The sequence below is a fragment of the Acinetobacter sp. HA genome, from assembly GCF_000264725.1.
GTDB classification, from domain to species: Bacteria; Pseudomonadota; Gammaproteobacteria; order Pseudomonadales; family Moraxellaceae; genus Acinetobacter; species Acinetobacter schindleri.
The window spans coordinates 120,055-143,715 of sequence record NZ_AJXD01000098.1 but is presented as its reverse complement, the minus strand read 5'-3'; the positions used below and the strand labels follow the sequence as shown (position 1 = coordinate 143,715).

Below are 23,661 nucleotides of genomic sequence, written 5' to 3'. Positions count from 1 at the left end.
AAAAAAGAGGACCTACTCGTCCTCTTCTTCCATCTGGATCAGATGCTGACTCATCCCATCAGCACGCAAGAATGCCAGATCATAACTGGCTTTTGCCAATGCCAATACTCGACGTTCAAATTCATCCCAAATCGGACGTACCTGTTTGTAATGAATGCCTAGGCCACTCTCATCAGTCAAATGCCGGTTTTTTTCACACAATTTTAATGCATGATAGAGCTTACGCCCTTTACTGGCATCATCACGCAACCGCACCCGCTTGGACAATACAAATTTCTCGACATGGGCCATATCTGCCAGAGGCAGCATCGGGACTAGAATCTGATCAAGTTGAGCATCCAGACGTTGCCATACTGCGTTATGCTGTTCAGCCGTATAGGTATTCCACTGAATCACTTCATGATTAAAACGGCGACAACCGCGACATACCGCATCACCAAATACGGTCGAGCAACGCCCTGCACATGGGGTTAAAGATGCAATACGACGATCTGAACTCAAAACTTACTCCAACATTGCTGATCATTTCAGCACAGGCAGGTCTGTAATAATACCGGGTCGGGCAAGACTATACACGCTCTCCTGCATGAATTGAAGTCCCTATAAATGCTATGGGTTTTACTCGCATAATCATGCAAATCACGTTAAAATGTGCGCCTTTCAAATATCATGCTACGTTGGAGTATTCCATGAACGCTACTGTAGAACAGCTTGCACCTGTAGAACAGCAAGCGACGACTGGTTGGGTTGTTGCCGCACTTTATCAATTTAAGGAAGTTCAAGACCCCGCAGGTCTTCAGCAACGCCTCCTTGACCTGGTAAAAACCATCGACCTTTGCGGTACTCTAATTGTGGCAGGCGAAGGCATTAACGGTACCGTTGCAGGTAACCGTGAAGCCATCGACAAAGTACATCAGTTCCTTCTAAACGAAGGCTTCAACGAAATGGAATACAAGGAGTCTCATAGCTCTGACAAGCCATTCCGTAAAATGAAGATCAAACTGAAGAAAGAAATCGTGACGTTAGGGGTACCTGTTAAGCCACGTGATCTTGTCGGTCATTACCTTGATCCTAAAGAATGGAACGAGCTGATTGCGCGTGATGACGTGATTCTGGTCGATACCCGTAATGACTACGAATACAAGGCCGGTACATTTAAGGGTGCGATTGACCCGAAAACTGAAACTTTCCGCGAATTCCCGGAATACGTAAAACAGAATCTGGAACAGCACAAAGACAAGAAAATTGCCATGTTCTGTACAGGCGGGATCCGCTGTGAAAAATCAACCTCTTTACTTCTTCAAGAAGGCTTTACTGAGGTTTATCACCTGAAAGGTGGTATTTTGAAATATCTGGAAGAAACCCCACCAGAAGAGAGTCTATGGGAAGGTGAATGTTTCGTATTTGATGGCCGTACTGCCGTGACTCACGGTATGGAAGAAGGTCAAAATACTAAATGTCATGCATGTGGCTGGCCACTCACTCCCGAGGAAGCAGCCTTACCAAGCTATGAACACGGTGTATCTTGTGTGTACTGTATTGACAAAACAACTGAGAAGCAAAAAGAAGGCTTCCGTATGCGCCAGTCACAAATCCTCGCTGCAAAACGTAAACGTTTATAATGTGTAGAATGTAACTAGATGTATACAAGCCCTCATTTGAGGGCTTTTTTTTTTTACACAAACTTCACAATCTAAATAAAAATCTCAACACGCTTTTACCAAGATTCCCCTTTAAAAAGAAAAAGTCTTGATAATCTATATACAGTAATCATTTTCCACCTAAGTGTTTAATTACTAAATATATTTTTTATATGAAAAGGAACACAAAATGGCAAAATCCTACGCAAAATATGAAGATAATATTGTTCAGTTTCAACGCAAGGATCAAGTAAAAGTACAGCGGACTGTTGAAGTCATGGACCAGCTGGAACATGAATCACATCTTTTTATTGTTGTGCTAGGAACTGTTATTGGTGCGATCTTAGCGCTATTTATTGGCTATCACATCAACACTGGCATCGTGCAATTTTTGCTATTAAGTATATTGCCAGTATTCAGTGCCTATCTGCTGCGTCGAGTTTATATCTATACCCTCACGCATAGCTGATTTGTGCGATCTACAATTTATCTACTTTACCCATTCTGGAATACTCCGTAGGATAAAAGCAGTATTTTCAATTAACTGCTGCTTATGAATCTAACTGACTGGATTATTTCTATTATGGAACAGCTGGGCTATTGGGGTATTGCCCTGCTCATGTTCCTCGACAATGTCTTCCCGCCTATTCCCTCTGAAATCATTATGCCATCTGCGGGCTATTCCGCGTCCCAAGGTCAATTAGTACTGGTCGGCGTGATCATTGCGGGTTGCCTCGGCTCCCTGCTGGCTGCTGCCTTACTTTACTGGATTGGTTATAAATTCAGTCATGAATCGATTTTCAGATTTGTCGACCGCTATGGTAAATATCTGTTTATTAAATCTGATGATGTAAAAAAATCTTTAGCATGGTTCGAGCAGTATGGTCATCGCATTGTTTTTGTTGGACGTATGATTCCCGCAGTGCGCTCCCTGATCAGTATTCCTGCTGGAATGAGTCGTATGCCCTTCTGGAAATTCATGTTTTATAGCAGCTTGGGAACAATCATCTGGACGACTTTTCTGGCCTGTATTGGATTTTATTTCGGCGAAAATCAGAACTTGATGCATCAGATTTTTAGCAAGGTCAGTTATATCATTATTGCAATTGTAGCGATTATTATCGGCTGGGTTCTGTACCGTAGACATCAACGCAAAAATCGTCCATCCTGAATAGTAAGTCCTGTTAAGGAGGCCAGAACGATGTCGCATTATCTTAAATATTTTGCAGCCGTTTATCTTGCCTTACTGGTTTTGGTTGGCATGATTGTGTATTGGTTAAACTTGGGTGCCATTATTTTCATTCCTGCATTAATTGCAGCAGCATTCTTGAGTGCCCGGCATTTTGTGCATAAGGAACTGCGTGTCCCTGACGCCAAGGAAAAAAATACCTTGGTCTGGGGCTCTACCATTATTGCCATGAGCCTTGGCTTTATTTTTATCTTGGTGATGATCTGGCTGCACCCTTATACCGAGGAAATTCTGCGCCGAATGAATTATACAGGCCGAGGCCCAAATTCATTTATTGTCGCTGCCTTGATTGCCTTGCATGCTGCCCTGTTTCATGTCGCCTATCATGGCTATACCCACTATAGCTTGGCTAAACAGCCAAAGAAACATGCTTAATTTCAATCGAGTTCAAATCATGTCACGTGATCCTTCTATGCTTCACGTGACATTCGTCGTATTCTTTTAATTTATCTTGCCGAATATTCGAGCAAATTATTAAAATAAACAAACTTGTTGGTATAGCTTTTCCCATTTTCAACCACACAAGCAACAACAATAAAAACACAATATTCGAGATAAAAATGATGATTAAAAAATATTTTGGCTATTTCACTATAGTTTATCTGGTCGCGATTCTGATTGTCGCTGGTTTAAATATGTTTATCGATTTGCCTGGCAGCAGCACTGCCATCCCGGCATTATTCGGTGCAGGGGCAGCGGCAGCGATCAAATTTGTTCAGGATCAACAGCGTCTACCAAGTGCTATAGAGAAAAAACAGTTAATTTGGGGGTGTCTAGGCATTAGCGTACTCATTGGCTTGATCTTATCCTTGTCAATATTGGGTATTGCAGAACAACGGGAAATTATCCTCGGTATGCTGGAATCTTTATCTTTTGGCATCTGGATAAGCGTATTGCTGCTAGGCTTGGCGATTCAATATGTTGTCCTTGCCTTATGTTTCGGCTGGATGAGTAAAAGCGCTCTTAAGGGTTTGGAAGCAAAAAAACAGGCCAAGGAATAACTGCTTAGCTTAAAATTACAGATATAAAAAAAGCAAATATGAAAAAAGCACCCGAAGGTGCTTTTTTCATTTGGGAGAATTAATCTGGTGTATGATACATCAGGTACAATTCATTCAGGTTTTCTGGAATTTCTTCCGCAAGCTCGTCCATTAATTGGCCATTACGACGGAAAGTTTCCATTTGTGGATCTTCTTCGTCAATTCCACTGAAGACCATGATTGGCAGAGTTAAATCCACCAGTTGTTCTTCAAATTCTTCTGCAAACCATGCTTCTTCGTTCAGGAACATGGCATCAACAAAGCCTACACTCCAGTCACCAAGACTTGATTCGGTATCTGCTTCCTCGATTTCAAACGGGAAAGTGATGCCTTCTTCATTGGCCAAGCTTTGACGGATAGATTCCAGCCATACTTTAACCTGTTCGATGATTGCTGCTGGAACTTTTTTCTGATTGTTATCAAAAAGCTCATCCAGCCATCTGTCAAACTGCGGACCTACTGCAATTGCACACAGGAAACCGTGAGTTGCCGCGAAATCCAGACCATACTCATTTTGGTCGCCATCCAGATAGTCACTCAACAGGTCTAAATCTAAAGCACTCATCTAATATCCAAACTTAGAAATTCCGAAAGGCCTAGCATAGCATTTATTCAGGCCATGCTAAATCCGAATTGCTTAATCTTCGTCGTCGAAGTCATCGTCATCGTCGAAGTCATAGTCAAAATCTTTGAGTTCGCGCTCGAGGCGGCGTTGAGTCAACAGGTCATCAATCAAACGACGTTTTTCCAACGACTCTTTTGCGCTGAGCTTGCTGGAAGCCTCATCGAAGCTAACATCATCATCACCGTAGTTATCATCTAGTTCAAAATCTGTAGAAGACACTAAAACTACCTCATTGTGAAAAATGTAAAGGGTCCTAGGCGCTATTTATCTTGCCTAAAAATACTTGTCAAGTTTTATTTAAATTTTAGTATCTTAAAATTGTAATTAGGGCTTTTTTTCCAAGTAAATTGTATGGCATGATATAATCCACCCTGCGTCCTTATATTTTTTGACTATTATATTTTTGGTCAGATACAGATACGCCGGGGCTGGACTTGAAAATAACAAATTCATCCCCATCTTAAATTACTGAATTTCATTTTAAATATTTTGTCAGACAGCCTCGATGCTGAATAATCTGATGAAATATGTAGGCTATTCACTAAATTTAATGAGCTTAAGTCGTGCAGAGTTGTACGATTTTTTACTGTCACAGATTCAACGAAGAGTAAGCAAAGATGAGCGATATGACTTCCCCTACTTCGCAAGTAGCGGCTCTGATTAGCCGAGGCAAAGAACAAGGTTATTTAACCTTCGCTGAGGTTAACGATCATCTCCCGGACTCAATCACAGAAAGTGAACAGATTGAAGATATCATTCAGATGTTGAATGACGTCGGCATTCCGGTACATGATCGCGCGCCTGAATCTGATGATGCGATGTTTGAGGATACTGCAGAAGCTGCCGATGAAGTTGCAGAAGAAGAAGCTGCAGCAGTACTTGCATCTGTAGAAAATGAGCCAGGTCGTACAACTGACCCAGTACGTATGTATATGCGTGAAATGGGTACTGTTGAACTTTTAACGCGTGAAGGCGAAATCAGCATTGCAAAACGTATTGAAGAAGGGATCCGTGACGTTCTTCACTCCATTGCTTACTGGCCAAATGCCGTAGAAGTTGTACTACAAGAATACAAAGATTATGAAGCTGGCGAACGCCGCCTGGCCGACCTGCTTTCAGGTTATTTAGACCCTGAAACTGATGATGATATTCCAGAAGTGCTGGAAGAAGTCGCTGACATCGAAGAAGATGAAGAAGCAACTACCAAGTCAACCAAAGATGTAAAACTGGATGATGAGGAAGATGAAGAAGAGTCTGACAGTGATGACGATTCTGAAGGTGACTCAGGTCCAGATCCAGAAATCGCTAAAGTTCGTTTTGCTGAACTTTCAGATGCCTGGAAAAATACCAAGGCTGTTATTGAAAAGCATGGCCGCAACAGCAAAGAAGCAGAAGACGCACTGCAAGCTTTAGCTACTGTGTTCATGATGTTCAAGTTCACACCGCGCCTGTTCGATATCATTTCAGAAATGATTCGTGGTACCCACGACCAGATCCGTAGTGCAGAACGTGAAGTAATGCGTTATGCAGTCCGTCGTGGCCGCATGGACCGTACCCAGTTCCGTACTTCTTTTCCGGGTCAGGAATCTAATCCAGCCTGGTTAGATGAGCAAATTGCAAAAGCGCCTGCTGATCAAAAAGCTTATCTGGAAAAAGTACGTCCTGACGTGCTAGCATTCCAGCAAAAGATTGCGGACATTGAAAAAGAACTTGACCTGAAAGTTCGTGACATCAAAGACATCGCCAAGCGTATGGCGGTGGGTGAAGCGAAAGCGCGCCGTGCCAAGAAAGAAATGGTTGAAGCGAACTTACGTCTGGTCATTTCGATTGCGAAGAAATACACCAACCGTGGCTTGCAGTTCCTGGATCTGATTCAGGAAGGTAACATCGGTCTAATGAAAGCCGTGGACAAGTTTGAATACCGTCGCGGTTACAAGTTCTCGACTTATGCAACTTGGTGGATTCGTCAGGCGATTACCCGTTCAATCGCGGATCAGGCACGTACTATCCGTATTCCAGTTCACATGATCGAAACCATTAACAAGATCAACCGTGTATCTCGTCAATTGCTTCAGGAAATGGGCCGTGAACCGACTCCGGAAGAACTGGGCGAACGTCTGGAAATGGATGAAGTGAAGGTTCGCAAAGTACTTAAAATCGCCAAAGAACCGATTTCGATGGAAACACCGATCGGTGATGATGAAGATTCGCATTTGGGTGACTTCATTGAAGACAGCAACATCACCTCTCCTGTGGATGCTGCAACGTCAGAAGGTCTGAAAGAAGCGACACGTGAAGTACTGGAAAACTTGACTGAACGTGAAGCGAAAGTCCTGAAAATGCGTTTTGGTATCGACATGCCAACTGACCATACTTTGGAAGAAGTAGGTAAGCAGTTCGACGTAACCCGTGAACGTATCCGTCAGATTGAAGCGAAAGCCTTACGTAAGCTGCGTCATCCTTCCCGTTCTGAACACCTGCGTTCATTCCTTGAGAATGATTAAGATTTGATGCTTGTTCTGGAGACTTGAAATTTGCTTCAGGGTCTCCATTTTAACTAGCCAAGACAGACCCAAACGCCTGCATGATTGCAGGCGTTTCAAATAAGGGGACTACCATGTTAGACCGTACACCTTCTCGCGAATTACAGGAACATCTCTGGGTGTTCCCGATGAACTATCCGATCAAACTGATTGGCCTTGCTGGTATTGAGTTGCATCAGGCCGTAAATGAGATCTTTGTAAAGCATTTTCCTGAATTTGATGGCAGTAAAATGACCGTTACGCCCTCACGTACAGGTAAATATCATTCGATCACTGCACAGCTCCGTTTTCTAGAACTGGAACAGGTTCATGCTGTTTATGCTGATCTGGCTGCTTGCCCCTTGATCAAAACTGCGCTTTAAGACAGCTCAGGCCATGATAAGAAACACGCTTCAGGGCGTGTTTTTTTATATCTGTAAATTGGTAATTGAGAATTACTGTGAATCACTCCCCTATCACGGCTTGAAATCATTATAATTATTGGCAGTATTTTTTATCTTTCCAAGGACGCACACTGTGACTGATGCGGTTCAAAAACCCTGCCTGATTATTCGTCAATATAATGACCTGACTCCCTACGAAGACCGCTTTCTGGAAATGAAAGCCCTGACTGAAAACCGTGATGAAAACACCCCGGATGAGTTGTGGATTTTGCAGCACTATGATGTCCTGACTCAAGGGCAAGCGGGTAAGCCGGAACATATTCTGATGTCATCCAATATTCCGGTAATTCAGACCGATCGTGGTGGTCAAGTGACCTGGCATGGTCCGGGCCAGCTGGTGGCGTATTTTATGTTTGATCTGAACCGTCTTGGCTGGAACGTCCGTACGCTGGTCTCCTATGTCGAAAACCTGATGATTGAGCTACTCAAAAAGTATGATATTGAAGCCTATGCCAAACCGGATGCACCCGGTGTCTATGTCAATGAACGGAAGATTGGTTCTCTCGGCTTTAAAATCCGTAAAGGTCGCAGCTATCATGGTCTTTCCTTGAATATTGACTGTGACCTGACAGGTTTCCATACCATCAATCCATGTGGCTATGCAGGACTGGAAATGGTCCGCATTAACGACTTGGTCAACAACCCGCCAAAATTTGCTGACTTGTGTGTCGAAATTATTGAAACTTTAACCAGCAGCGGTTACTTTAAGGACGTTAGCGTCGAGCAAAGATAAAGCCTTTGCATTTCAACAATAAATAAATTAGAGTAATTACTCTAAACAAATAATATTCCAGGTAGGGATCATCACGTGATTGCAACTAAATCCGTTAAACCTGCTTTGCAACAGGCCTATGTCAAACTCATGATGGATGTGATTGGCAGAGGCTTAGTCATGGCAAGCCAGGTCGATGAAGAAATCAAAAAGGAAGTTGCCCAGTTTCCGGCGAATTTCAGTCTTTCCATGAAAGTCTTCCCCCACGGCCCGGCATTTATTGCCCGGGTTACTGAAGAGAAGCAACTTGAACTCGTGAAATCTATGGACACTGTGCCTGACCTTACGATCACCTTTAAGCATTTGCATCATGCCTTTTTGGTCTTTTCATTCCAGGAAAGTACCTCACAGGCCTTTGCCCATGACCGCATGATTGCCGATGGTGATATCTCTTATGCTATTCGTCTGGTGCGTTGTCTGAATAAAATGGAAGCCTTGATTTTGCCGAAAATGGTGGCACAACTGGCTGTCAAAGAATATCCAAGTAATCTCAGCCTGAAAGAAAAATTAACTGAAGCAAGCAGCATCTATTTAAAAATTGCTCAATCTTATTTGAAACGGAGTGCCTGATATGACCAAGCCTTATTATGAATTTTTCTGTCCAGTCAAGGTGATTGCCGGTCATGCTGCGCTCGAACATATTCCGTTTGAACTCTCGACTTTAGGTGCCAAACGTCCACTCATCATTACCGATAAAGGCGTACGTGCCAATAATCTGCTTGCACCGATTGAAGCTGCTTTTGAATCGACGGATGCAGAGATTGCAGCAATTTTTGATGATGTCCCACCCGATTCGAGCTTAGGTACAGTACGTCGTGCTGCACAGCTATATCGTGACAATAACTGTGATGCGATTATTGCCATTGGGGGCGGTTCAGTTATCGATACCTCAAAAGCGACCAACATTCTGGTCTCTGAAGGTGGTGATGACTTGCTTAAATATTCTGGCGCACATAACCTGCCAAAGCCCTTAAAACCATTTTTCGTAATTCCAACCACGTCTGGAACAGGTTCTGAAGTAACCATGGTTGCAGTGGTATCGGATACTGAAAAGAACCTGAAAATGCCGTTCGCATCTTATTATCTGATGCCGCATGCTGCGATTCTTGATCCACGTATGACCCAGACTTTGCCACCACATTTAACCGCAATGACTGCAATGGACGCGATGACACATGCGGTTGAAGCCTATACCTGTATGGCATCCAATCCGATTTCAGATGCTTATGCTACAGCAGCAGTGAAGAAAGTCAGTGAGAATCTGTTTAAGGTGCTGGATAATCCGTCTGATGCTCAAGGTCGTCTGGAATTGGCACAAGCTTCTACCATGGCTGGGATCGCTTTTTCGAACTCAATGGTTGGTCTGGTGCACTCACTCGGTCATGCGCTCGGTGCGGTAGCTCACTTGCCGCATGGACTATGTATGAATCTGTTCCTGCCTTATGTACTGGAATACAACAAGGAAGTGAGTGGTGGCAAGATTGCAGAGCTGCTTCTGCCACTGGCTGGCCCTGATATTTATGCACAGACCCCGGGGCATCTGCGTGCCGATAAAGCGATTGCAACCATTCTAGCGATGCGTGACCGTATTTATGCTCTGACTAAATTACCACGTACATTAAGTGAAACAGGTAAGGTTTCTGAAGCCCAGCTCGATGAAGTGGCAGAGAAAGCCCTGAATGATGGTTCCATCATTTATAACCCGAAAGAAGCCACCCTGGAAGATTTGAAAACCATCTTAAAAAAGGCTTGGTAATTACTGAAAAATAAGCCAATATAGCCGAAATTCTAGCCTGATGTTTTTTTAAGCATCAGGCTTTTATCTTGCATAAGAAAAAATTCGATTTCTTTTTTTGAATGGCACATTTTATGCAGGACAAAAGTCAAAAAAATAGCTAGCAAAAGCCGTTCTTTTCAAGTAGATTGGCGGACTTTTATAGAAAACTGTAGGGGGGATCGTTCGTCTCAAACGATCCTTATTCAATATGACTGATCCTTGATCAACGATTAAGAGGATAACGCCGTTGACTAATATCTCTGGGACTCAATCGGCAGCTAAACTGCAAAAAACGCTAGGACTCTGGCACATCATTATTATTGGTTTAGCTTATATTCAACCCATGACCTTGTTTGATACATTTGGTCTGGTATCTGAAGAAAGTAACTTCCACGTTCCTACCTCTTACATTTTTGCACTGATTGCAATTTTGTTAACCTCCTTGAGCTATGGTCATATGATTCGTCGCTACCCTTCTTCGGGTTCGGCCTATACCTATGCGCAAAAATCCATCCACCCGAACGTAGGTTTCATGGTGGGTTGGTCATCCTTGCTGGATTACCTGTTATCGCCAATGGTCAATATCATTCTGGCGGTGATTTATCTGGAAGCACTTTTTCCAGACATGAACCATTGGGTTTGGGTCATTGGTTTAACCGCGTTTATGACTGCGATTAACCTTCGCGGTGCGAGATTTGTTGCCAACTTCAACAGTATGATTGTATTCGTACAATTGGGCGTCATTGCATACTTCACCTGGATGGTTTACCAACTTCTGGAAGGTGGCGTAAATGCAGACGGCACATTAGTCGATGCAAAGTATCAACTGTGGAGTTTAGAGCCATTCTGGAATGAGTTTACCTCTGTTGCTGCCTTGATTACCGGTGCAACCTTACTGTGCTTTTCTTTTACAGGTTTTGACTCTTTAAGTTCACTGGCTGAAGAAACCAAAGATACTGAAAAACTTTGCCTAAAGCGATTTTCTTGACTGCATTAATAGCGGGTATCATTTTCATCATCAGTACTTACTTCATGCAGATCTTCTTCCCGAATGATCCAAAAACCTACTTTGAAGATATCGCTGCAACACAGCCTGATATTTTACAAGCAGTAGGTGGTGTGGCATTTAAGACAGTGGTACTTTACTTTGCGATTGTGACAGTTATGGCTTCCGGTATTTCAGCGCATGCGGGTGTGTCTCGTCTGATGTACGTAATGGGTCGTGATGGCGTAATTAACAAAAAAATCTTTGGTCACATTAGTCCGAAAAACTACACACCGTCATACAATATCCTGATCGCTGGTGCAGTTGCTTTAACTGCTGGTTTCATGGATCTTGACTTTGTCGTGTCACTGATCAGCTTTGGTGCGTTAACTGCATTCAGTTTCGTCAACTTGTCGGTGATTTCACGTTATGCACTGCGTGATGGCCGCACGAAGAGTGCCAAAGAGATCATGAATTTTGTCGTCGTTCCCTTACTTGGCTTCATTTCAGTGTTTGCATTATGGCTAGAAGTCGACGAAGCTTCGCTTAAATACGGTCTGATCTGGGCATTTGGCGGTATCTTGTACCTGGGTTATAAGACCAAAGGCTTCAAGCACCCTGCTCCTCAGCACAATGAATTTGATGATAAATAATATCCTTCTTATTCAAATAAAAAAGGCGCTTGATGCGCCTTTTTTAGTTCTGACGTGTTTATTTTTTAGTTCAGTTCAAAATCATTTTAGACGACAGTTAAAGCCCATGCGGGTATCAACAATATTGTCTTTATAACCAAGCCGTTCGATAAATAGATTACGATTTTTTAAAACCTCCTGACTTTCAGGACTCAAACGCGCCTTGTTCTGTACAGCCAGATGATAGGTTTCATTCACCACACCCTGGAAGATATTACACACTTCCTGACGTTTTAGTTGATTCAGAATCCGTCCGCGCCAACTCCATTCAAAATCATCTTTGCTAAGGGTTTTACCCCAAGCTTCAATACGCTCATTCAGTTGCTGCTGCATCTCTGCCATACCCTGCCTGATTTCCTCCTGAGTAAGCGGTTTTACCTCTTCTACTGGCTGTTGTGGTTCTGGCTGTGCCTGGCTTGCTCCACTAAACATTAATAAAACCGCACAACTCGCTGTGATCCACCCCTTATTCAAGTTTTTTTCCTTTTTTGTGTTCTCAAATTATTTATACCGAAGATAAGCCCAATGACCAACCACTGCACAAGCCTTGTTACACAAATCAAAAAAAGCCGCCAATTGGCAGCTTCTTAAAAGAAAGAATACTAATTAAAGCGTTTTAAACCCCTGCTGACGCCAGGCTTCGTACACAATCACTGCTGTCGCATTAGACAGGTTCAGACTACGCGAATTTTCAGCCATTGGCAGACGGATCCAGTGTTCTTTCGGGAACATCATACGCACATTTTCTGGCAGACCACGTGTTTCCGGCCCCATCAACAAAGCCACAGGACGATTTAAGTCTGAAGTATGTGGGGTTTCAGAACCTTTAGTCGTCAATGGATAGACCGCATCTGCACCAATGCCTTGAGAAGCTAAGTCTGCCAAACATTCTTCAATATTTTCCCAGATTTGCATATTGGCATATTCGTGATAATCCAGACCAGCACGTTTTAGCTTTTTGTCATCCAGTTCAAAGCCCAGCGGCTTGACTAAATGCAACTGTGCTCCCGTATTTGCGCATAGGCGAATAATATTACCTGTATTGGCAGGAATTTCAGGTTCATATAAAACAACATGGATCACAGCTTTTCTCTACTTTTGGGAGTTCAGTGGCCATTTAGGACCACTTCAATTTTTCACGTAAACGCACCACTTCACCAATAATAGTCAAAGTTGGTGCCTGAATATGGTGCTCATTCACTTTCGATGCAATATCTTGGAGCGTTCCCACCACGACTTTTTGCTCTGGTGTGGTGCCTTTTGAGACTAGGGCTACTGGCATATCTGGACGCTGACCATGCTCAATCAATTGTGCACAGATTTTTTCCAGTCCAACCAGTCCCATATACAGTACCAGTGTCTGGTTTTCATAGACCAGTTCATTCCAAGGCAGCTCTGGTGAACCCTCTTTTAAATGGCCTGTCAGGAAACGCACGCTTTGCGCATAATCACGGTGAGTTAATGGAATACCAGCATAGGCTGAGCAGCCAGACGCAGCAGTAATACCTGGAACAACCTGGAAAGCTACGCCCGCAGCAAACAGCTCTTCAATCTCTTCACCGCCACGACCAAAGATAAACGGATCACCGCCTTTCAGACGACAGACACGCTTACCTTCACTGGCATATTTTACCAGTAAGGCATTAATTCCTTCTTGTGGCACCGCATGATTAGACCTCGCCTTACCGACATAGATCTTCTCTGCATCACGGCGACAGAGATCCATAATCGGTGCAGAAACCAGACGGTCATAGATCACCACATCGGCTTGTTGCATCAAGCGTAAGGCTTTTAGCGTCAATAACTCTGGATCACCCGGTCCGGCACCGACCAGATAAACTTCACCTTTTGGCTTTTGCCATTCATTCAAGGCTTGTTCAATCAGACGGTCAGCTTCAGCCAGATTGTCATTAAACACCTGTTCTTTCAAAGGACTAGCGTACAAGTCTTCCCAGAAGATACGGCGTTCATCGGGATTAGTGATCTTGGCTTTAACTGCACTACGCCACTTACCAGAGAACTCAGCCAGTTTACCCATACCATGCGGAATGGTAGCTTCAAGCTGGGTGCGGATCTGACGAGACAATACTGGTGAAGTACCGTTGCTGGCTACTGAAATAATCAGTGGTGAGCGGTCGATAATCGCCGGTACCATAAAACGGCAATGCGGCGGATCATCAACACTGTTGACCAGCACATTTTCAGCTTCACAGTCTTCAAACACCTGACGGTTGACTCCAGCATCATTGGTCGCTGCAATCACCAGACGGTAGGAACGTAGAGGAATTTCAGAATTGAAAGGTGCCTGAACATATTGACCGGCGGTCGCTTGAACAATCTCAAGCAGACTCGCTTCGATCTCAGGTGCAATCACCGAAATGACTGCCCCTGCTTTCTGTAGCAATACCGCTTTACGGTATGCAATATGTCCACCACCGACAATCAGACAAGGTTGCTGTTGCAACTTTAACGAGATTGGAAAGATATCCACAAAATGCCTCAAAAAGTTTTAAATCTGACTGTCTAAGCAATTTTCATGCACATTTTGGTGCATACACCGACATTTAGTCGATGTAAGTTGTACCACCCATATACGGACGCAGTACTTCAGGGATCTCAATTGAACCATCAGCACGTTGATAGTTTTCCATGACTGCCAGTAAAGTACGACCTACAGCCAGACCTGAACCATTCAGCGTATGTACGAATTCAGTTTTTTTCTGGTCAGCACGGTAACGCGCTTTCATACGGCGTGCCTGGAAATCCCACATATTTGAGCAAGATGAAATCTCACGATACGTATTTTGACTTGGCACCCAGACTTCAAGGTCATAAGTTTTGCATGCACCAAAGCCCATATCACCGCCACACAGAATGATTTTACGGTATGGCAGACCTAATGCCTGCAAAATACCTTCTGCATGACCAGTTAACTCTTCCAGTGCCTGCATAGAGTCTTCAGGTTTTACAATCTGAACCATCTCAACTTTATCGAACTGGTGCTGACGGATCAAACCACGGGTATCACGGCCATAAGAGCCAGCTTCACTACGAAAACATGGGGTATGTGCTGCATATTTCAGTGGTAGACGGTCAGCATCGATGATTTCATCACGCACGAAGTTGGTTACAGGTACTTCAGCTGTTGGAATCAAGTAGAATTCTTTCTCGCCTTGCAGCTTAAACAGATCTTCTTCAAATTTTGGTAATTGACCAGTCCCACGTAAAGAGTCTGCATTCACCAAATAAGGAACATAGGCTTCGGTATAGCCATTTTTCAGAGTATGGGTATCCAGCATGAACTGGGTAATCGCACGTTGCAGACGCGCTAAAGGACCTTTCAGAACGCTAAACCGTGAACCAGTCAGTTTGGTCGCAGTTTCAAATTCCAGACCGCCCATCATTTCGCCCAGGTCAGTATGGTCTTTGATTTCAAAATCAAATTCGCGTGGTGTACCCCATTTCAGGACTTCCACATTGTCATTTTCATCTTTACCTTCAGGAACAGATTCATCTGGCAAGTTTGGAATAGACAGGGATTTTTCTTCCAGTTCAGCTTGCAATTCAGCCAGTGCTGCTTCTGCTGCTTTAATTTCATCGCCAATTGCAGACATGCGTGCCATGATTTCAGACGCATCGCCACCGGCTTTTTTGATTTGGCCAACTTGTTTCGCACCCGCATTACGCTCAGCTTGTAGCGATTCAGTTTTGGACTGAATTTCTTTACGGCGAGCTTCAAGTGATGCCCACTCCTCGACATTCAGTTGAACACCACGTTTTGCCAAGGCTAAATTTACAGCCTCAATATTATTTCTGAGTAATTTCGGGTCGATCATAGCCAATCTTTAGATAAGAAAAAAACTGGCTATAGTGTAAGCTCTTAACGGCAAAAAATACAGTGACCTGGTGAATGGCTGCGCCTTATTAGCACAATATTTAAGGGGTTGTTTTTGGCAAAATGGATAAATATTCAGGTCGGATGATCCCGTTTAATGCCGTATAAGGTACTTTTAATTCTACCATCACACTTGTGGACTTGCTCAACTCACCTGCTGGATAAATCAGTACCAAGCCTTGACTGTCAAAATAATAATTATCACTTAATTCCAATTGCTTTGATGTTACTTGGGCACGATCCAACCAGTCTTTGTTTTCTTGATACAAGCTTTGTTTTAACTTTTCTTCAGTATTGCCCAGCATAATTTGATAAAGAGCCAGACGTTTCTTTTGCTTAAGGTCCAGATTGACGTATTCAGTATGAGATTGTGGCTGTGCTGCACGTCTAGGCTGATGAGCAGTTTTGAATATAAAAGTCACCAGATGACCATGCTGATTCAGGTAACTGATCTGAATGGAACGCTGCTCAAAAGATTTTGACTGATCCTTTGCTTTGATTTTATCACTGCTTACTTTGTTAAAGGCAACTGGCTCGGTACGCTGGATACGCTCTATAAAATACTGGTCAATCCAAGCTATATTGGTATCTACAGTTTGCAGATCAAAGCGCACACAACTCTCTACTTCGCACACGACCTGATTAACACCTTTCACTGGAATGGTTTTGGATTGTATTTGCCCTGCTTCTTCTGTTTGCGCAGATGCATTGACTGAAGACGTTTGAGGCTGACAGGCAAACAACCCCACATTTAAACATAAAATACAGCTGATCCAGCCGGTTTTAAATGAAGTCATTTTCATCCTAAGCACCTGAAATTTAATAATTTAATTGACTTGAATTTTGTTTATTCTAAAACGCCTGAATCTCCAGATATAGGCAAACCTTGTAATGTCTCCAAATCCATTTCTATTATTGGCAAATAAAAAGCAACCCGAAGGTTGCTTTTTTATTTTGCTGATATTGATGCTTATTGATCAATAATGTCCGTTCCTTTAGGCGGTGTGAAATTAAAGGTAGATGCCGGAATGCTGGCATTCACTTTCACATTGCTAAAGTTGATATAGGTAGTTTGACCCAATGAATCTTCCAGAATCATCAGACTCGGTGCCTTGTTAGCGCCAAAGCTAATCGTCAGGCTTTCAAACACACCATCACTTGCCTTTGGATATAGCTTGTAATAGGTCTTGCCTTTATTTGGCTGCGTCACACGATAAGACTGCATGATCTGGTTGGTATTTCCAGAGAGCAATAATGCTGGTGTATTGGAGACTTGTTCATCCAGGCTCTGACGAACGGCTTGCTGCAAGTCTGGGTCATAGATCCAGACAGTTTTTCCTGTGGTAGCAATTGTCTGTTTCGAAGGTGCCGTGGTTTCCCAATAGAATTTACCCGGACGCTGCACTTTCATTACACCACGAAAGGTCTGGTTCATGTGCTGGGCGCTCAAACCTTTTTTCTGAGTTGCTTTCGGATTGGTAATCTTGGTGGTTTGCTCAAAGTTTGCCGTTAAGCTACGTATATTACTGAGCTGCTTCACCAGATTGGCAGTGGCTTGCTGCTCCGTCGCTGCAGTTGCGGCAAATACAGTCGTGCTCATGACAGGAGCCAGTGTTGCCGCACCGATTGTTATGGCACATACAGTTTTACGAAGCATATTCATAATCTCACCTTTTTGTATTTGCATATCGCTATTTATCTAATGGCTCATCTTAAACGAATTTCAAAAACTAAGATGATAGAAAATAAGAAGTTTTGTATTGTTATTAATGCAAAATCCCTGCTTTTGTTCATCATGATGAAGATCACCGTTTATTCTTCAGCCATATGTTTCAGACTGACTCGTCAATCTTCAAGCATAAAAAAACCCACAGAATCTGTGGGTTTTTTCTATTGTCGCAGATTATGCTTCAACAGATACGTAGCGACGACCGAACTGGCCTTTCACTTCGAATTTTACTACGCCATCAGCAGTAGCAAATAAAGTATGGTCACGGCCCATACCTACGTTAACACCAGCGTGGAATTCAGTACCACGTTGACGAACGATGATGTTACCTGCAGTTACAGTTTGACCACCGTAAACTTTAACACCTAACATCTTAGGATTCGAATCACGACCGTTCTTAGTCGAACCACCGGCTTTTTTAGTTGCCATGTCTCATTACTCCTAGTAATTAGCCTGAAATGCTAGTAATTTTCAACTCGGTAAACCATTGACGGTGACCTTGTTGTTTACGGTAGTGCTTACGACGACGCATTTTGATGATGCGGATTTTGTCGTGACGACCATGGCTAACTACTTCTGCAGTTACTTTAGCGCCAGCTACCACTGGAGCACCGATTTGAATGCTTTCACCGTTTACAAGCATCAACACGTCATCAAAAGTAACAGTTGCGCCAGTTTCAGCTTTCAATAATTCAACTTTAAGGGTTTCGCCCTCAACTACACGGTGCTGTTTACCACCGCTTTGGATTACTGCGTACATAATGTACTCCAAATATGCCCGTGTCGTCGTGCCGATAAAGGGATATACCGGTCTTAAAACGTACGCCACTGGGGGTTATACAAGGGCAAAGATTTTAAGGGATATTCGTATAAACAACAAGCCATTTTATAGAAATATTGATGAACGCATTTATCCATCTCTTTGAGATTATACTAATTTTAGTAAAATCAGACACTCATGCAATTTTTTGCTACAAAAATCAACAGAGCCGGACGGTTATTTTTGAGTAGTATACTGAGCCACAAATTTCAGAGTACATGATCCGTAAAGGTAAATCGATAGAGTACAGTCAGCCACCAGAATCAGGCTAGATGGATTATATTCATCATAAAAAACTGATTTTTAGTGGAGTTTGTACGTTTCTTATGTTTCATGGATGTTATAAATTGTTAAACTACCGACTTGAGATTTACCAAACTAGAGGTTTCCTTTCACATGACCATCGACTTTAAGCAAGATATTCTCGCTCCTGTGGCACATGACTTTGCTGCGATGGACACATTTATTAATGAGGGGATTACTTCAAAAGTTGCCTTAGTCATGGCAGTGAGCAAACATGTGGTTGAAGCAGGTGGCAAGCGTATGCGCCCGATTATGTGTTTACTGGCAGCCAAAGCCTGTGGCGCAGATGATCTGGATCAGCATCGTAAACTCGCGGCGATCATTGAAATGCTACATACTGCAACACTGGTACATGATGACGTCGTAGATGAGTCTGGCCTGCGCCGTGGCCGTCCAACTGCGAATGCGACCTGGAATAACCAGACTGCCGTATTGGTCGGTGACTTCCTGATCTCACGTGCCTTTGACCTGCTGGTTGATCTGAACAATATGGTCTTACTCAAGGACTTCTCAACTGGTACCTGTGAAATTGCCGAGGGTGAAGTATTGCAGTTGCAATCGCAACATCAGCCTGAAACAACTGAAGAAACGTATTTAAATATTATTCATGGTAAAACTTCTCGCCTGTTTGAACTGGCCACTGAAGGTGCTGCCATCCTGACTGGTAAAGAAGAGTTCCGAGCACCGCTACGAACTTTTGCCGGTCACTTTGGAAATGCATTTCAGATCATTGACGATATTCTGGATTACACTTCAGATGCAGAAACACTGGGCAAGAATATCGGGGATGACCTGATGGAAGGTAAACCGACCTTGCCATTGATTGCGGCACTGAAGAATACCTCTGGGGATGACTTCGAGATTGTGCGTAAGAGCATTGCAACGGGCGGTACTGACCACCTTGAACAGGTGATTCATATTGTCAATGCATCCGGTGCTCTGGATTACTGCCGTCAGCGTGCGACTGAAGAAACCGAAGCTGCGATCGCTGCACTGGATCTATTGCCGGATTCTGAATACCGTCAGGCGCTGATTAACCTGGCTAAACTTGCGCTTCATCGCATCCAATAGATACCCACCTCGCCTATGCATATTAAGTTTCTCGATATTTTCCACGGCATGCAGCAACAGCTTGAGCAGCCTCAGGCAAAGCTGGATGAAAACCTGTTAATTGAACTCGTGAATCGTATACGACCAATAGACAGCAAGAATACCGAAGAAATCGAAGAAAAATTTCAGGCATTTTTACAGTCCTTACTGATCACTCCTAATGCGGTTTCTACCCTGCAGACCTTTGTGCTGCGCGTGATTAACCGCTACAAACAGACCAGCCTGTTTTCTGATACAGGTATCTTATCCCTGGACGGTTTCTGGAATCAGCTCAATCAGCGTATTGGTGCACATATTCTGCCCATGATTCCGGATGATAAAAGCCTGCAGGAACTGATGCGTCGGGTATTTCATGAGCGCAGTGACCGCTACTGGCTCGACTATCTGGCCGATGAAGACTGGCTGCGACTGTTTAGTGTGATGAATCAGGGTCATTCTAATCAGCCTGAAAAAACCCGGATTAAAGATGAACTGATCAAGGCACTGACTATCCTGTCATATCGCGTCAGTGGTATTGCCCTGCATCCTGAATTTATTAATGCTCAGCCTGAGCTCATGGAATATGAATCACCTTTTCTGGTGCAAAACCGTGAGATCATTGAATTTATCCAGGAATATAAAAAACGCTATAACACGGTAGAACTGGTGGATGCGATTACGCCGCCAGATGCTTCCCAAGCTCTGGTCATGCTGGAGCAGTGTCACGATGTTGTCGCCAAAATTCGCCGCTCTACCAAACGGATTGGGGTCAGTGTCAGCCTGACCTACATGCTGGCCTTACTGGAACAGTGTCTGGAACGGATTGAAATCCTGCTGAATATGGTGCTGGATGATGATAACCTGCGTTATCAATCCATTGGCCTGTTTATCGCCGATATTACCGAAGCAATTTATAGTGAACGCAGTGTGCGTGCCTTACTGACTACCAATAGTGAACTCCTGGCTTTACAGGTGACTGAAAATGCCAGTAAAACCGGTGAACATTATGTAAGTACCGACAAGCAGGGCTTCCTGGCCATGTATAAGGCCGCAGCGGGTGCCGGGGTCATTATTGCCACTATGGCTACCCTGAAGATACTTATGGCACGTGTCACCATGGCACCGCTCATGCAAGCTTTTAGCTACAGCATGAATTACTCACTGGGCTTTATGCTCATCCATGTGCTGCATTTTACTGTAGCAACCAAACAGCCCGCGATGACCGCAGCTGCACTGGCTTCTACCGTACAACAGCGTAAAGGCTCTAAAACCGCGCAAATTGCTGAACTGGCCGCGTTGATCGTAAATATTATCCGGACCCAGTTTGTAGCAATCCTCGGGAATATTTCGATTGCCATACCCGTTGCTGCCTTGCTGACCTTTATGTGGGATGCAGCCCTTCATGAACCTTTAATGAATCATGCCAAAGCGGCCAAGACCTTACATGACCTGAACCCGTTTACTTCACTTGCGATTCCACATGCTGCGATTGCCGGGGTTTGTCTTTTCCTGTCTGGCCTGCTCGCAGGTTATTTTGACAATATGGCGGTATATCGTAAGGTCGGACCACGTCTGAAAGCCCATGCCCGTCTGGCTAACCTGATGGGACAAGAGCGTTTAAACAAATTTTCCGAATATATGGAACGTAATTTGGGAGCCTTGGGGGGTAACTTTATTTTCGGGATCATGCTCGGCAGTATGGGCACTATTGGTTTTATTCTCGGTATGCCGCTGGATATTCGTCATATTGCCTTTGCTTCGGCCAACTTTATTCAAGGACTGATAAATATTAATGGGCCTGATATTGGCCTGGTGGTGGTGTCGTTTCTAGGTGTTCTACTGATTGGTCTGACTAACCTGTTTGTCAGTTTTAGTCTGACCATTATTGTGGCATTACGTGCACGTCGGGTGCGTTTCGAACAATGGAAACCACTGGCGAAACTGGTCATGACCCACTTCCTGACTCGACCGAGCGATTTCTTCTGGCCACCAAAGCAAGATGTTGATATTGACGAAAATCATACAATCAGCAAAGGTTGAAACTGAGACAATTCTTGTTGATTTATCAACAGAATTACCTAATAAAAATATGGATTTTGTATAAATTACGCACACTTGAAAAAAAGTGTACTGACAAGTACACTTCAGGACAGACGGTTAACCGCTATCATGTCGGTTAGAAAGAACAAGGATATCTGGCATGCCCTACTTGTTGCTTTTTGTCGGTTTTTTTATTTAATTTTCAGTGTGTTCGTTCTTCTTGATTCAGTTTATAGCAAGTTTGATTTGCTGATTGCTGAATAAATAAAGTACTACACAGAGATCTGTCTGTATTAAATAACCGCAGCCATAAGGTGTCTGTATGGCATGCCATTTGTATTACTTTTAACCATCTGCTGGTGTATTGCCCCAGTTTGGTATAAAAAGTATGCAAACTTAATTTTATATGTATCGGAATTCTTGGAGGATTTATTCTCAAATGGCGACTTAAAATTCTCATTGCCTCAGTATGGCCTTCTGGATATTTCATAAATTGAACAATACAGATTGCCCATTCCAGTTATGTCGCTTGGTGATTTACATCAGCCAGCAATATCTTCCTCATAAACTGATGGTGTGATGGGCATAAGAATTTTAAAAAACCTTTGGTGAATATAGTTTCCTCCAGAAGTAATCGCCGACCGGAGTATAAGTTTTATTTGGATCTTGTCATTGTATTTAATTTTTTAAATACAATAAGTTACAAATAAAAAATTTAGATAAAAATCTAATCGAGGTGGAACAATGATGTCTGCAAAGCTTTGGGCACCTGCCCTGACTGCTTGCGCATTAGCAACAAGTATCGCGCTTGTTGGCTGTAGCAAAGATCCTAAAGAGGGCCAGCAAGCTGGTGCTCAACAGCAAATGCCACCGACTGAAGTTGGTGTGCTGGTTGCACAGCCACAAAGCGTTGAGCAGTCTGTTGAACTCTCAGGTCGCACAACAGCATTTGAGATTTCAGAAGTACGTCCACAGGCGACTGGTGTCGTGCTAAAACGCTTATTCAGCGAAGGCAGCTATGTCCGTGAAGGTCAGGCGCTGTATGAAATCGACTCTAGTACTAACCGTGCCACAGTGGACAATGCTCGTGCAGCAATTGCACGTGCTGAGGCAAATCTGGGCGTGTTACGTGTTAAAGAAGGTCGTTACCGTCAACTGGTTGGTACTAACGCGATTTCCAAGCAGGAATATGATGACATTGTAGCGCAGGTTAAACTGGCTGAAGCTGATTTGAATGCGAACCGTGCAACATTGCGTAATGCTCAAATTAACTTAGGCTATTCAACTGTACGTGCGCCAATTTCTGGTCAGACTAACCGTTCTTCAATCACTGCAGGTGCGCTGGTAACTGCAAACCAGCCAGAGCCGCTGGTAACCATTCAGCGTCTGGATCCAATCTATGTAGATATTAATCAGTCAAGCGCGGAATTGCTGCGTCTGCGTCAGCAGTTGAGTAAAGGTGACCTGAACAGCTCTAATAACACACGTGTGAAGTTAAAACTGGAAGATGGCAGCATCTATCCGGTTGAAGGCCGTTTAGCATTCTCTGATGCCAGCGTGAATCCAGAAACTGGTACAGTGACACTGCGTGCAGTATTCCCGAACAAGAATCACCTGTTGCTACCAGGTATGTTTGCTACTGCGCAAATCGTTCAGGGTGAAGTACCAAATGCTTACCTGATTCCTCAGGCAGCATTAACACGTACGCCTACCGGTCAAGCTATGGCGATGCTGGTGGGTGCTGATAATAAAGTGACTCCACGTCCAGTAACGACAGTCGGTACTCAAGGCAGCAACTGGATCGTGACTGAAGGTTTGAAGCCGGGTGATAAAGTGATTGTAGATGGTATTGCGAAAGTAAAACCGGAACAACAGGTCGTGGCTAAACCTTACCAGCCTCAAGCTGCTACACCACAGGGTGCTGCACAACCTGCTGCCCAACAACCTGGTGCAGCGCAAAAAGCGGATGATGCAAAAGAACAATCTGAACAAAAACCTGCTGCCAAAGCATAAGGAGTA

The 23,661-nt window shown here is 43.6% G+C and carries 24 protein-coding genes and 1 pseudogene; 14 read left to right on the top strand and 11 right to left on the bottom strand.

The window, feature by feature from the left end:
• Nucleotides 1-12: 12 nt before the first annotated feature.
• Nucleotides 13-501 (bottom strand): DUF1289 domain-containing protein, encoded by a 489-nt coding sequence (locus tag HADU_RS14825; protein ID WP_005222926.1) that lies wholly within the window; start codon nucleotides 499-501, stop codon nucleotides 13-15.
• Nucleotides 502-689: 188 nt separating this feature from the next.
• Here HADU_RS14825 and HADU_RS14820 point away from each other — a divergent pair, with 188 nt between their 5' ends.
• From HADU_RS14820 to HADU_RS14800, 5 genes are all read left to right on the top strand, one after another.
• Complete coding sequence (locus HADU_RS14820) at nucleotides 690-1,622, top strand: rhodanese-related sulfurtransferase (protein ID WP_004814900.1); 933 nt, start codon at nucleotides 690-692, stop codon at nucleotides 1,620-1,622.
• A gap of 208 nt (nucleotides 1,623-1,830) precedes the next feature.
• On the top strand, nucleotides 1,831-2,109 hold the full coding sequence (locus HADU_RS14815) for a hypothetical protein (RefSeq protein WP_004814898.1): 279 nt from the start codon (nucleotides 1,831-1,833) through the stop codon (nucleotides 2,107-2,109).
• Between the two features lie 84 nt (nucleotides 2,110-2,193).
• Nucleotides 2,194-2,811 (top strand): DedA family protein, encoded by a 618-nt coding sequence (locus HADU_RS14810; RefSeq protein ID WP_005222928.1) that lies wholly within the window; start codon nucleotides 2,194-2,196, stop codon nucleotides 2,809-2,811.
• 30 nt (nucleotides 2,812-2,841) lie between these two features.
• A complete protein-coding gene (locus HADU_RS14805) occupies nucleotides 2,842-3,264 on the top strand; it encodes an ABZJ_00895 family protein (protein WP_008307594.1) in 423 nt (140 codons plus the stop codon).
• A gap of 185 nt (nucleotides 3,265-3,449) precedes the next feature.
• Nucleotides 3,450-3,890 (top strand): ABZJ_00895 family protein, encoded by a 441-nt coding sequence (locus HADU_RS14800; RefSeq protein WP_034593118.1) that lies wholly within the window; start codon nucleotides 3,450-3,452, stop codon nucleotides 3,888-3,890.
• Nucleotides 3,891-3,969: 79 nt separating this feature from the next.
• Here HADU_RS14800 and HADU_RS14795 read toward each other — a convergent pair whose 3' ends face one another.
• Nucleotides 3,970-4,494: a YecA family protein gene (locus HADU_RS14795; protein WP_004814890.1), complete on the bottom strand. Its 525-nt coding sequence runs from the start codon at nucleotides 4,492-4,494 to the stop codon at nucleotides 3,970-3,972.
• 72 nt (nucleotides 4,495-4,566) lie between these two features.
• Nucleotides 4,567-4,773: a PA3496 family putative envelope integrity protein gene (locus HADU_RS14790; protein ID WP_004814888.1), complete on the bottom strand. Its 207-nt coding sequence runs from the start codon at nucleotides 4,771-4,773 to the stop codon at nucleotides 4,567-4,569.
• A 398-nt stretch (nucleotides 4,774-5,171) separates the two neighbouring features.
• Here HADU_RS14790 and rpoD point away from each other — a divergent pair, with 398 nt between their 5' ends.
• From rpoD to HADU_RS14760, 6 genes and pseudogenes are all read left to right on the top strand, one after another.
• Nucleotides 5,172-7,058, top strand: a complete 1,887-nt coding sequence (gene rpoD, locus HADU_RS14785) for an RNA polymerase sigma factor RpoD (protein WP_008307589.1) — start codon at nucleotides 5,172-5,174, stop codon at nucleotides 7,056-7,058.
• A gap of 113 nt (nucleotides 7,059-7,171) precedes the next feature.
• Nucleotides 7,172-7,459, top strand: a complete 288-nt coding sequence (locus HADU_RS14780; RefSeq protein ID WP_008307587.1) for a YbeD family protein — start codon at nucleotides 7,172-7,174, stop codon at nucleotides 7,457-7,459.
• Between the two features lie 154 nt (nucleotides 7,460-7,613).
• On the top strand, nucleotides 7,614-8,273 hold the full coding sequence (lipB, locus tag HADU_RS14775; RefSeq protein ID WP_008307585.1) for a lipoyl(octanoyl) transferase LipB: 660 nt from the start codon (nucleotides 7,614-7,616) through the stop codon (nucleotides 8,271-8,273).
• A 75-nt stretch (nucleotides 8,274-8,348) separates the two neighbouring features.
• Nucleotides 8,349-8,882, top strand: coding sequence for a hypothetical protein (locus tag HADU_RS14770; RefSeq protein ID WP_004891919.1), 534 nt, complete (start codon nucleotides 8,349-8,351; stop codon nucleotides 8,880-8,882).
• Nucleotide 8,883: 1 nt separating this feature from the next.
• Entirely contained in the window at nucleotides 8,884-10,068 is a 1,185-nt protein-coding gene (locus HADU_RS14765; protein ID WP_004891916.1) for an iron-containing alcohol dehydrogenase, read from the top strand.
• A gap of 268 nt (nucleotides 10,069-10,336) precedes the next feature.
• A pseudogene (locus tag HADU_RS14760) lies at nucleotides 10,337-11,727 on the top strand (APC family permease).
• A gap of 81 nt (nucleotides 11,728-11,808) precedes the next feature.
• Here HADU_RS14760 and HADU_RS14755 read toward each other — a convergent pair.
• From HADU_RS14755 to rplU, 8 genes are all read right to left on the bottom strand, one after another.
• Nucleotides 11,809-12,198 carry a hypothetical protein gene (locus HADU_RS14755; RefSeq protein WP_008307582.1) on the bottom strand — a complete coding sequence of 130 codons (390 nt, stop codon included), beginning with the start codon at nucleotides 12,196-12,198 and terminating at the stop codon, nucleotides 11,809-11,811.
• Nucleotides 12,199-12,372: 174 nt separating this feature from the next.
• Entirely contained in the window at nucleotides 12,373-12,849 is a 477-nt protein-coding gene (locus tag HADU_RS14750; protein ID WP_004814872.1) for a tRNA (cytidine(34)-2'-O)-methyltransferase, read from the bottom strand.
• A gap of 34 nt (nucleotides 12,850-12,883) precedes the next feature.
• On the bottom strand, nucleotides 12,884-14,257 hold the full coding sequence (gene cysG, locus HADU_RS14745; protein WP_008307579.1) for a siroheme synthase CysG: 1,374 nt from the start codon (nucleotides 14,255-14,257) through the stop codon (nucleotides 12,884-12,886).
• A gap of 73 nt (nucleotides 14,258-14,330) precedes the next feature.
• The gene (gene serS, locus HADU_RS14740; protein WP_008307578.1) at nucleotides 14,331-15,602 is read right to left on the bottom strand and encodes a serine--tRNA ligase; all 1,272 of its coding nucleotides are present in this window, start codon (nucleotides 15,600-15,602) and stop codon (nucleotides 14,331-14,333) included.
• A 100-nt stretch (nucleotides 15,603-15,702) separates the two neighbouring features.
• Complete coding sequence (locus HADU_RS14735; protein ID WP_034593111.1) at nucleotides 15,703-16,464, bottom strand: DUF3298 domain-containing protein; 762 nt, start codon at nucleotides 16,462-16,464, stop codon at nucleotides 15,703-15,705.
• Nucleotides 16,465-16,631: 167 nt separating this feature from the next.
• Nucleotides 16,632-17,324: an outer membrane lipoprotein chaperone LolA gene (lolA, locus tag HADU_RS14730; RefSeq protein ID WP_005222953.1), complete on the bottom strand. Its 693-nt coding sequence runs from the start codon at nucleotides 17,322-17,324 to the stop codon at nucleotides 16,632-16,634.
• Nucleotides 17,325-17,564: 240 nt separating this feature from the next.
• A complete protein-coding gene (rpmA, locus tag HADU_RS14725) occupies nucleotides 17,565-17,819 on the bottom strand; it encodes a 50S ribosomal protein L27 (protein ID WP_004814861.1) in 255 nt (84 codons plus the stop codon).
• Between the two features lie 19 nt (nucleotides 17,820-17,838).
• On the bottom strand, nucleotides 17,839-18,150 hold the full coding sequence (gene rplU, locus HADU_RS14720; protein WP_004814860.1) for a 50S ribosomal protein L21: 312 nt from the start codon (nucleotides 18,148-18,150) through the stop codon (nucleotides 17,839-17,841).
• Between the two features lie 456 nt (nucleotides 18,151-18,606).
• Here rplU and sdsA point away from each other — a divergent pair, with 456 nt between their 5' ends.
• The 3 genes from sdsA (at nucleotide 18,607) to HADU_RS14705 (ending at nucleotide 23,655) form a co-directional block, all read left to right on the top strand.
• Entirely contained in the window at nucleotides 18,607-19,584 is a 978-nt protein-coding gene (gene sdsA / locus HADU_RS14715; RefSeq protein ID WP_004814857.1) for an All-trans-nonaprenyl-diphosphate synthase, read from the top strand.
• A 15-nt stretch (nucleotides 19,585-19,599) separates the two neighbouring features.
• Entirely contained in the window at nucleotides 19,600-21,642 is a 2,043-nt protein-coding gene (locus HADU_RS14710) for a site-specific recombinase (protein ID WP_008307572.1), read from the top strand.
• Nucleotides 21,643-22,386: 744 nt separating this feature from the next.
• Nucleotides 22,387-23,655: an efflux RND transporter periplasmic adaptor subunit gene (locus HADU_RS14705; protein WP_034593108.1), complete on the top strand. Its 1,269-nt coding sequence runs from the start codon at nucleotides 22,387-22,389 to the stop codon at nucleotides 23,653-23,655.
• The last annotated feature ends 6 nt before the right edge of the window (nucleotides 23,656-23,661 follow it).

Bases quoted from the DNA above. Each gene is read 5' to 3' on its own strand.
- rplU (WP_004814860.1), bottom strand. From the start codon at position 18,150: ATGTACGCAGTAATCCAAAGCGGTGGTAAACAGCACCGTGTAGTTGAG.
- rpmA (WP_004814861.1), bottom strand. From the start codon at position 17,819: ATGGCAACTAAAAAAGCCGGTGGTTCGACTAAGAACGGTCGTGATTCG.
- HADU_RS14810 (WP_005222928.1), top strand. From the start codon at position 2,194: ATGAATCTAACTGACTGGATTATTTCTATTATGGAACAGCTGGGCTAT.
- HADU_RS14705 (WP_034593108.1), top strand. From the start codon at position 22,387: ATGATGTCTGCAAAGCTTTGGGCACCTGCCCTGACTGCTTGCGCATTA.
- HADU_RS14820 (WP_004814900.1), top strand. From the start codon at position 690: ATGAACGCTACTGTAGAACAGCTTGCACCTGTAGAACAGCAAGCGACG.
- HADU_RS14755 (WP_008307582.1), bottom strand. From the start codon at position 12,198: ATGTTTAGTGGAGCAAGCCAGGCACAGCCAGAACCACAACAGCCAGTA.
- HADU_RS14815 (WP_004814898.1), top strand. From the start codon at position 1,831: ATGGCAAAATCCTACGCAAAATATGAAGATAATATTGTTCAGTTTCAA.
- lolA (WP_005222953.1), bottom strand. From the start codon at position 17,324: ATGAATATGCTTCGTAAAACTGTATGTGCCATAACAATCGGTGCGGCA.
- HADU_RS14800 (WP_034593118.1), top strand. From the start codon at position 3,450: ATGATGATTAAAAAATATTTTGGCTATTTCACTATAGTTTATCTGGTC.
- rpoD (WP_008307589.1), top strand. From the start codon at position 5,172: ATGAGCGATATGACTTCCCCTACTTCGCAAGTAGCGGCTCTGATTAGC.
- HADU_RS14780 (WP_008307587.1), top strand. From the start codon at position 7,172: ATGTTAGACCGTACACCTTCTCGCGAATTACAGGAACATCTCTGGGTG.
- HADU_RS14765 (WP_004891916.1), top strand. From the start codon at position 8,884: ATGACCAAGCCTTATTATGAATTTTTCTGTCCAGTCAAGGTGATTGCC.
- HADU_RS14795 (WP_004814890.1), bottom strand. From the start codon at position 4,494: ATGAGTGCTTTAGATTTAGACCTGTTGAGTGACTATCTGGATGGCGAC.
- serS (WP_008307578.1), bottom strand. From the start codon at position 15,602: ATGATCGACCCGAAATTACTCAGAAATAATATTGAGGCTGTAAATTTA.
- HADU_RS14735 (WP_034593111.1), bottom strand. From the start codon at position 16,464: ATGAAAATGACTTCATTTAAAACCGGCTGGATCAGCTGTATTTTATGT.
- HADU_RS14710 (WP_008307572.1), top strand. From the start codon at position 19,600: ATGCATATTAAGTTTCTCGATATTTTCCACGGCATGCAGCAACAGCTT.
- HADU_RS14805 (WP_008307594.1), top strand. From the start codon at position 2,842: ATGTCGCATTATCTTAAATATTTTGCAGCCGTTTATCTTGCCTTACTG.
- sdsA (WP_004814857.1), top strand. From the start codon at position 18,607: ATGACCATCGACTTTAAGCAAGATATTCTCGCTCCTGTGGCACATGAC.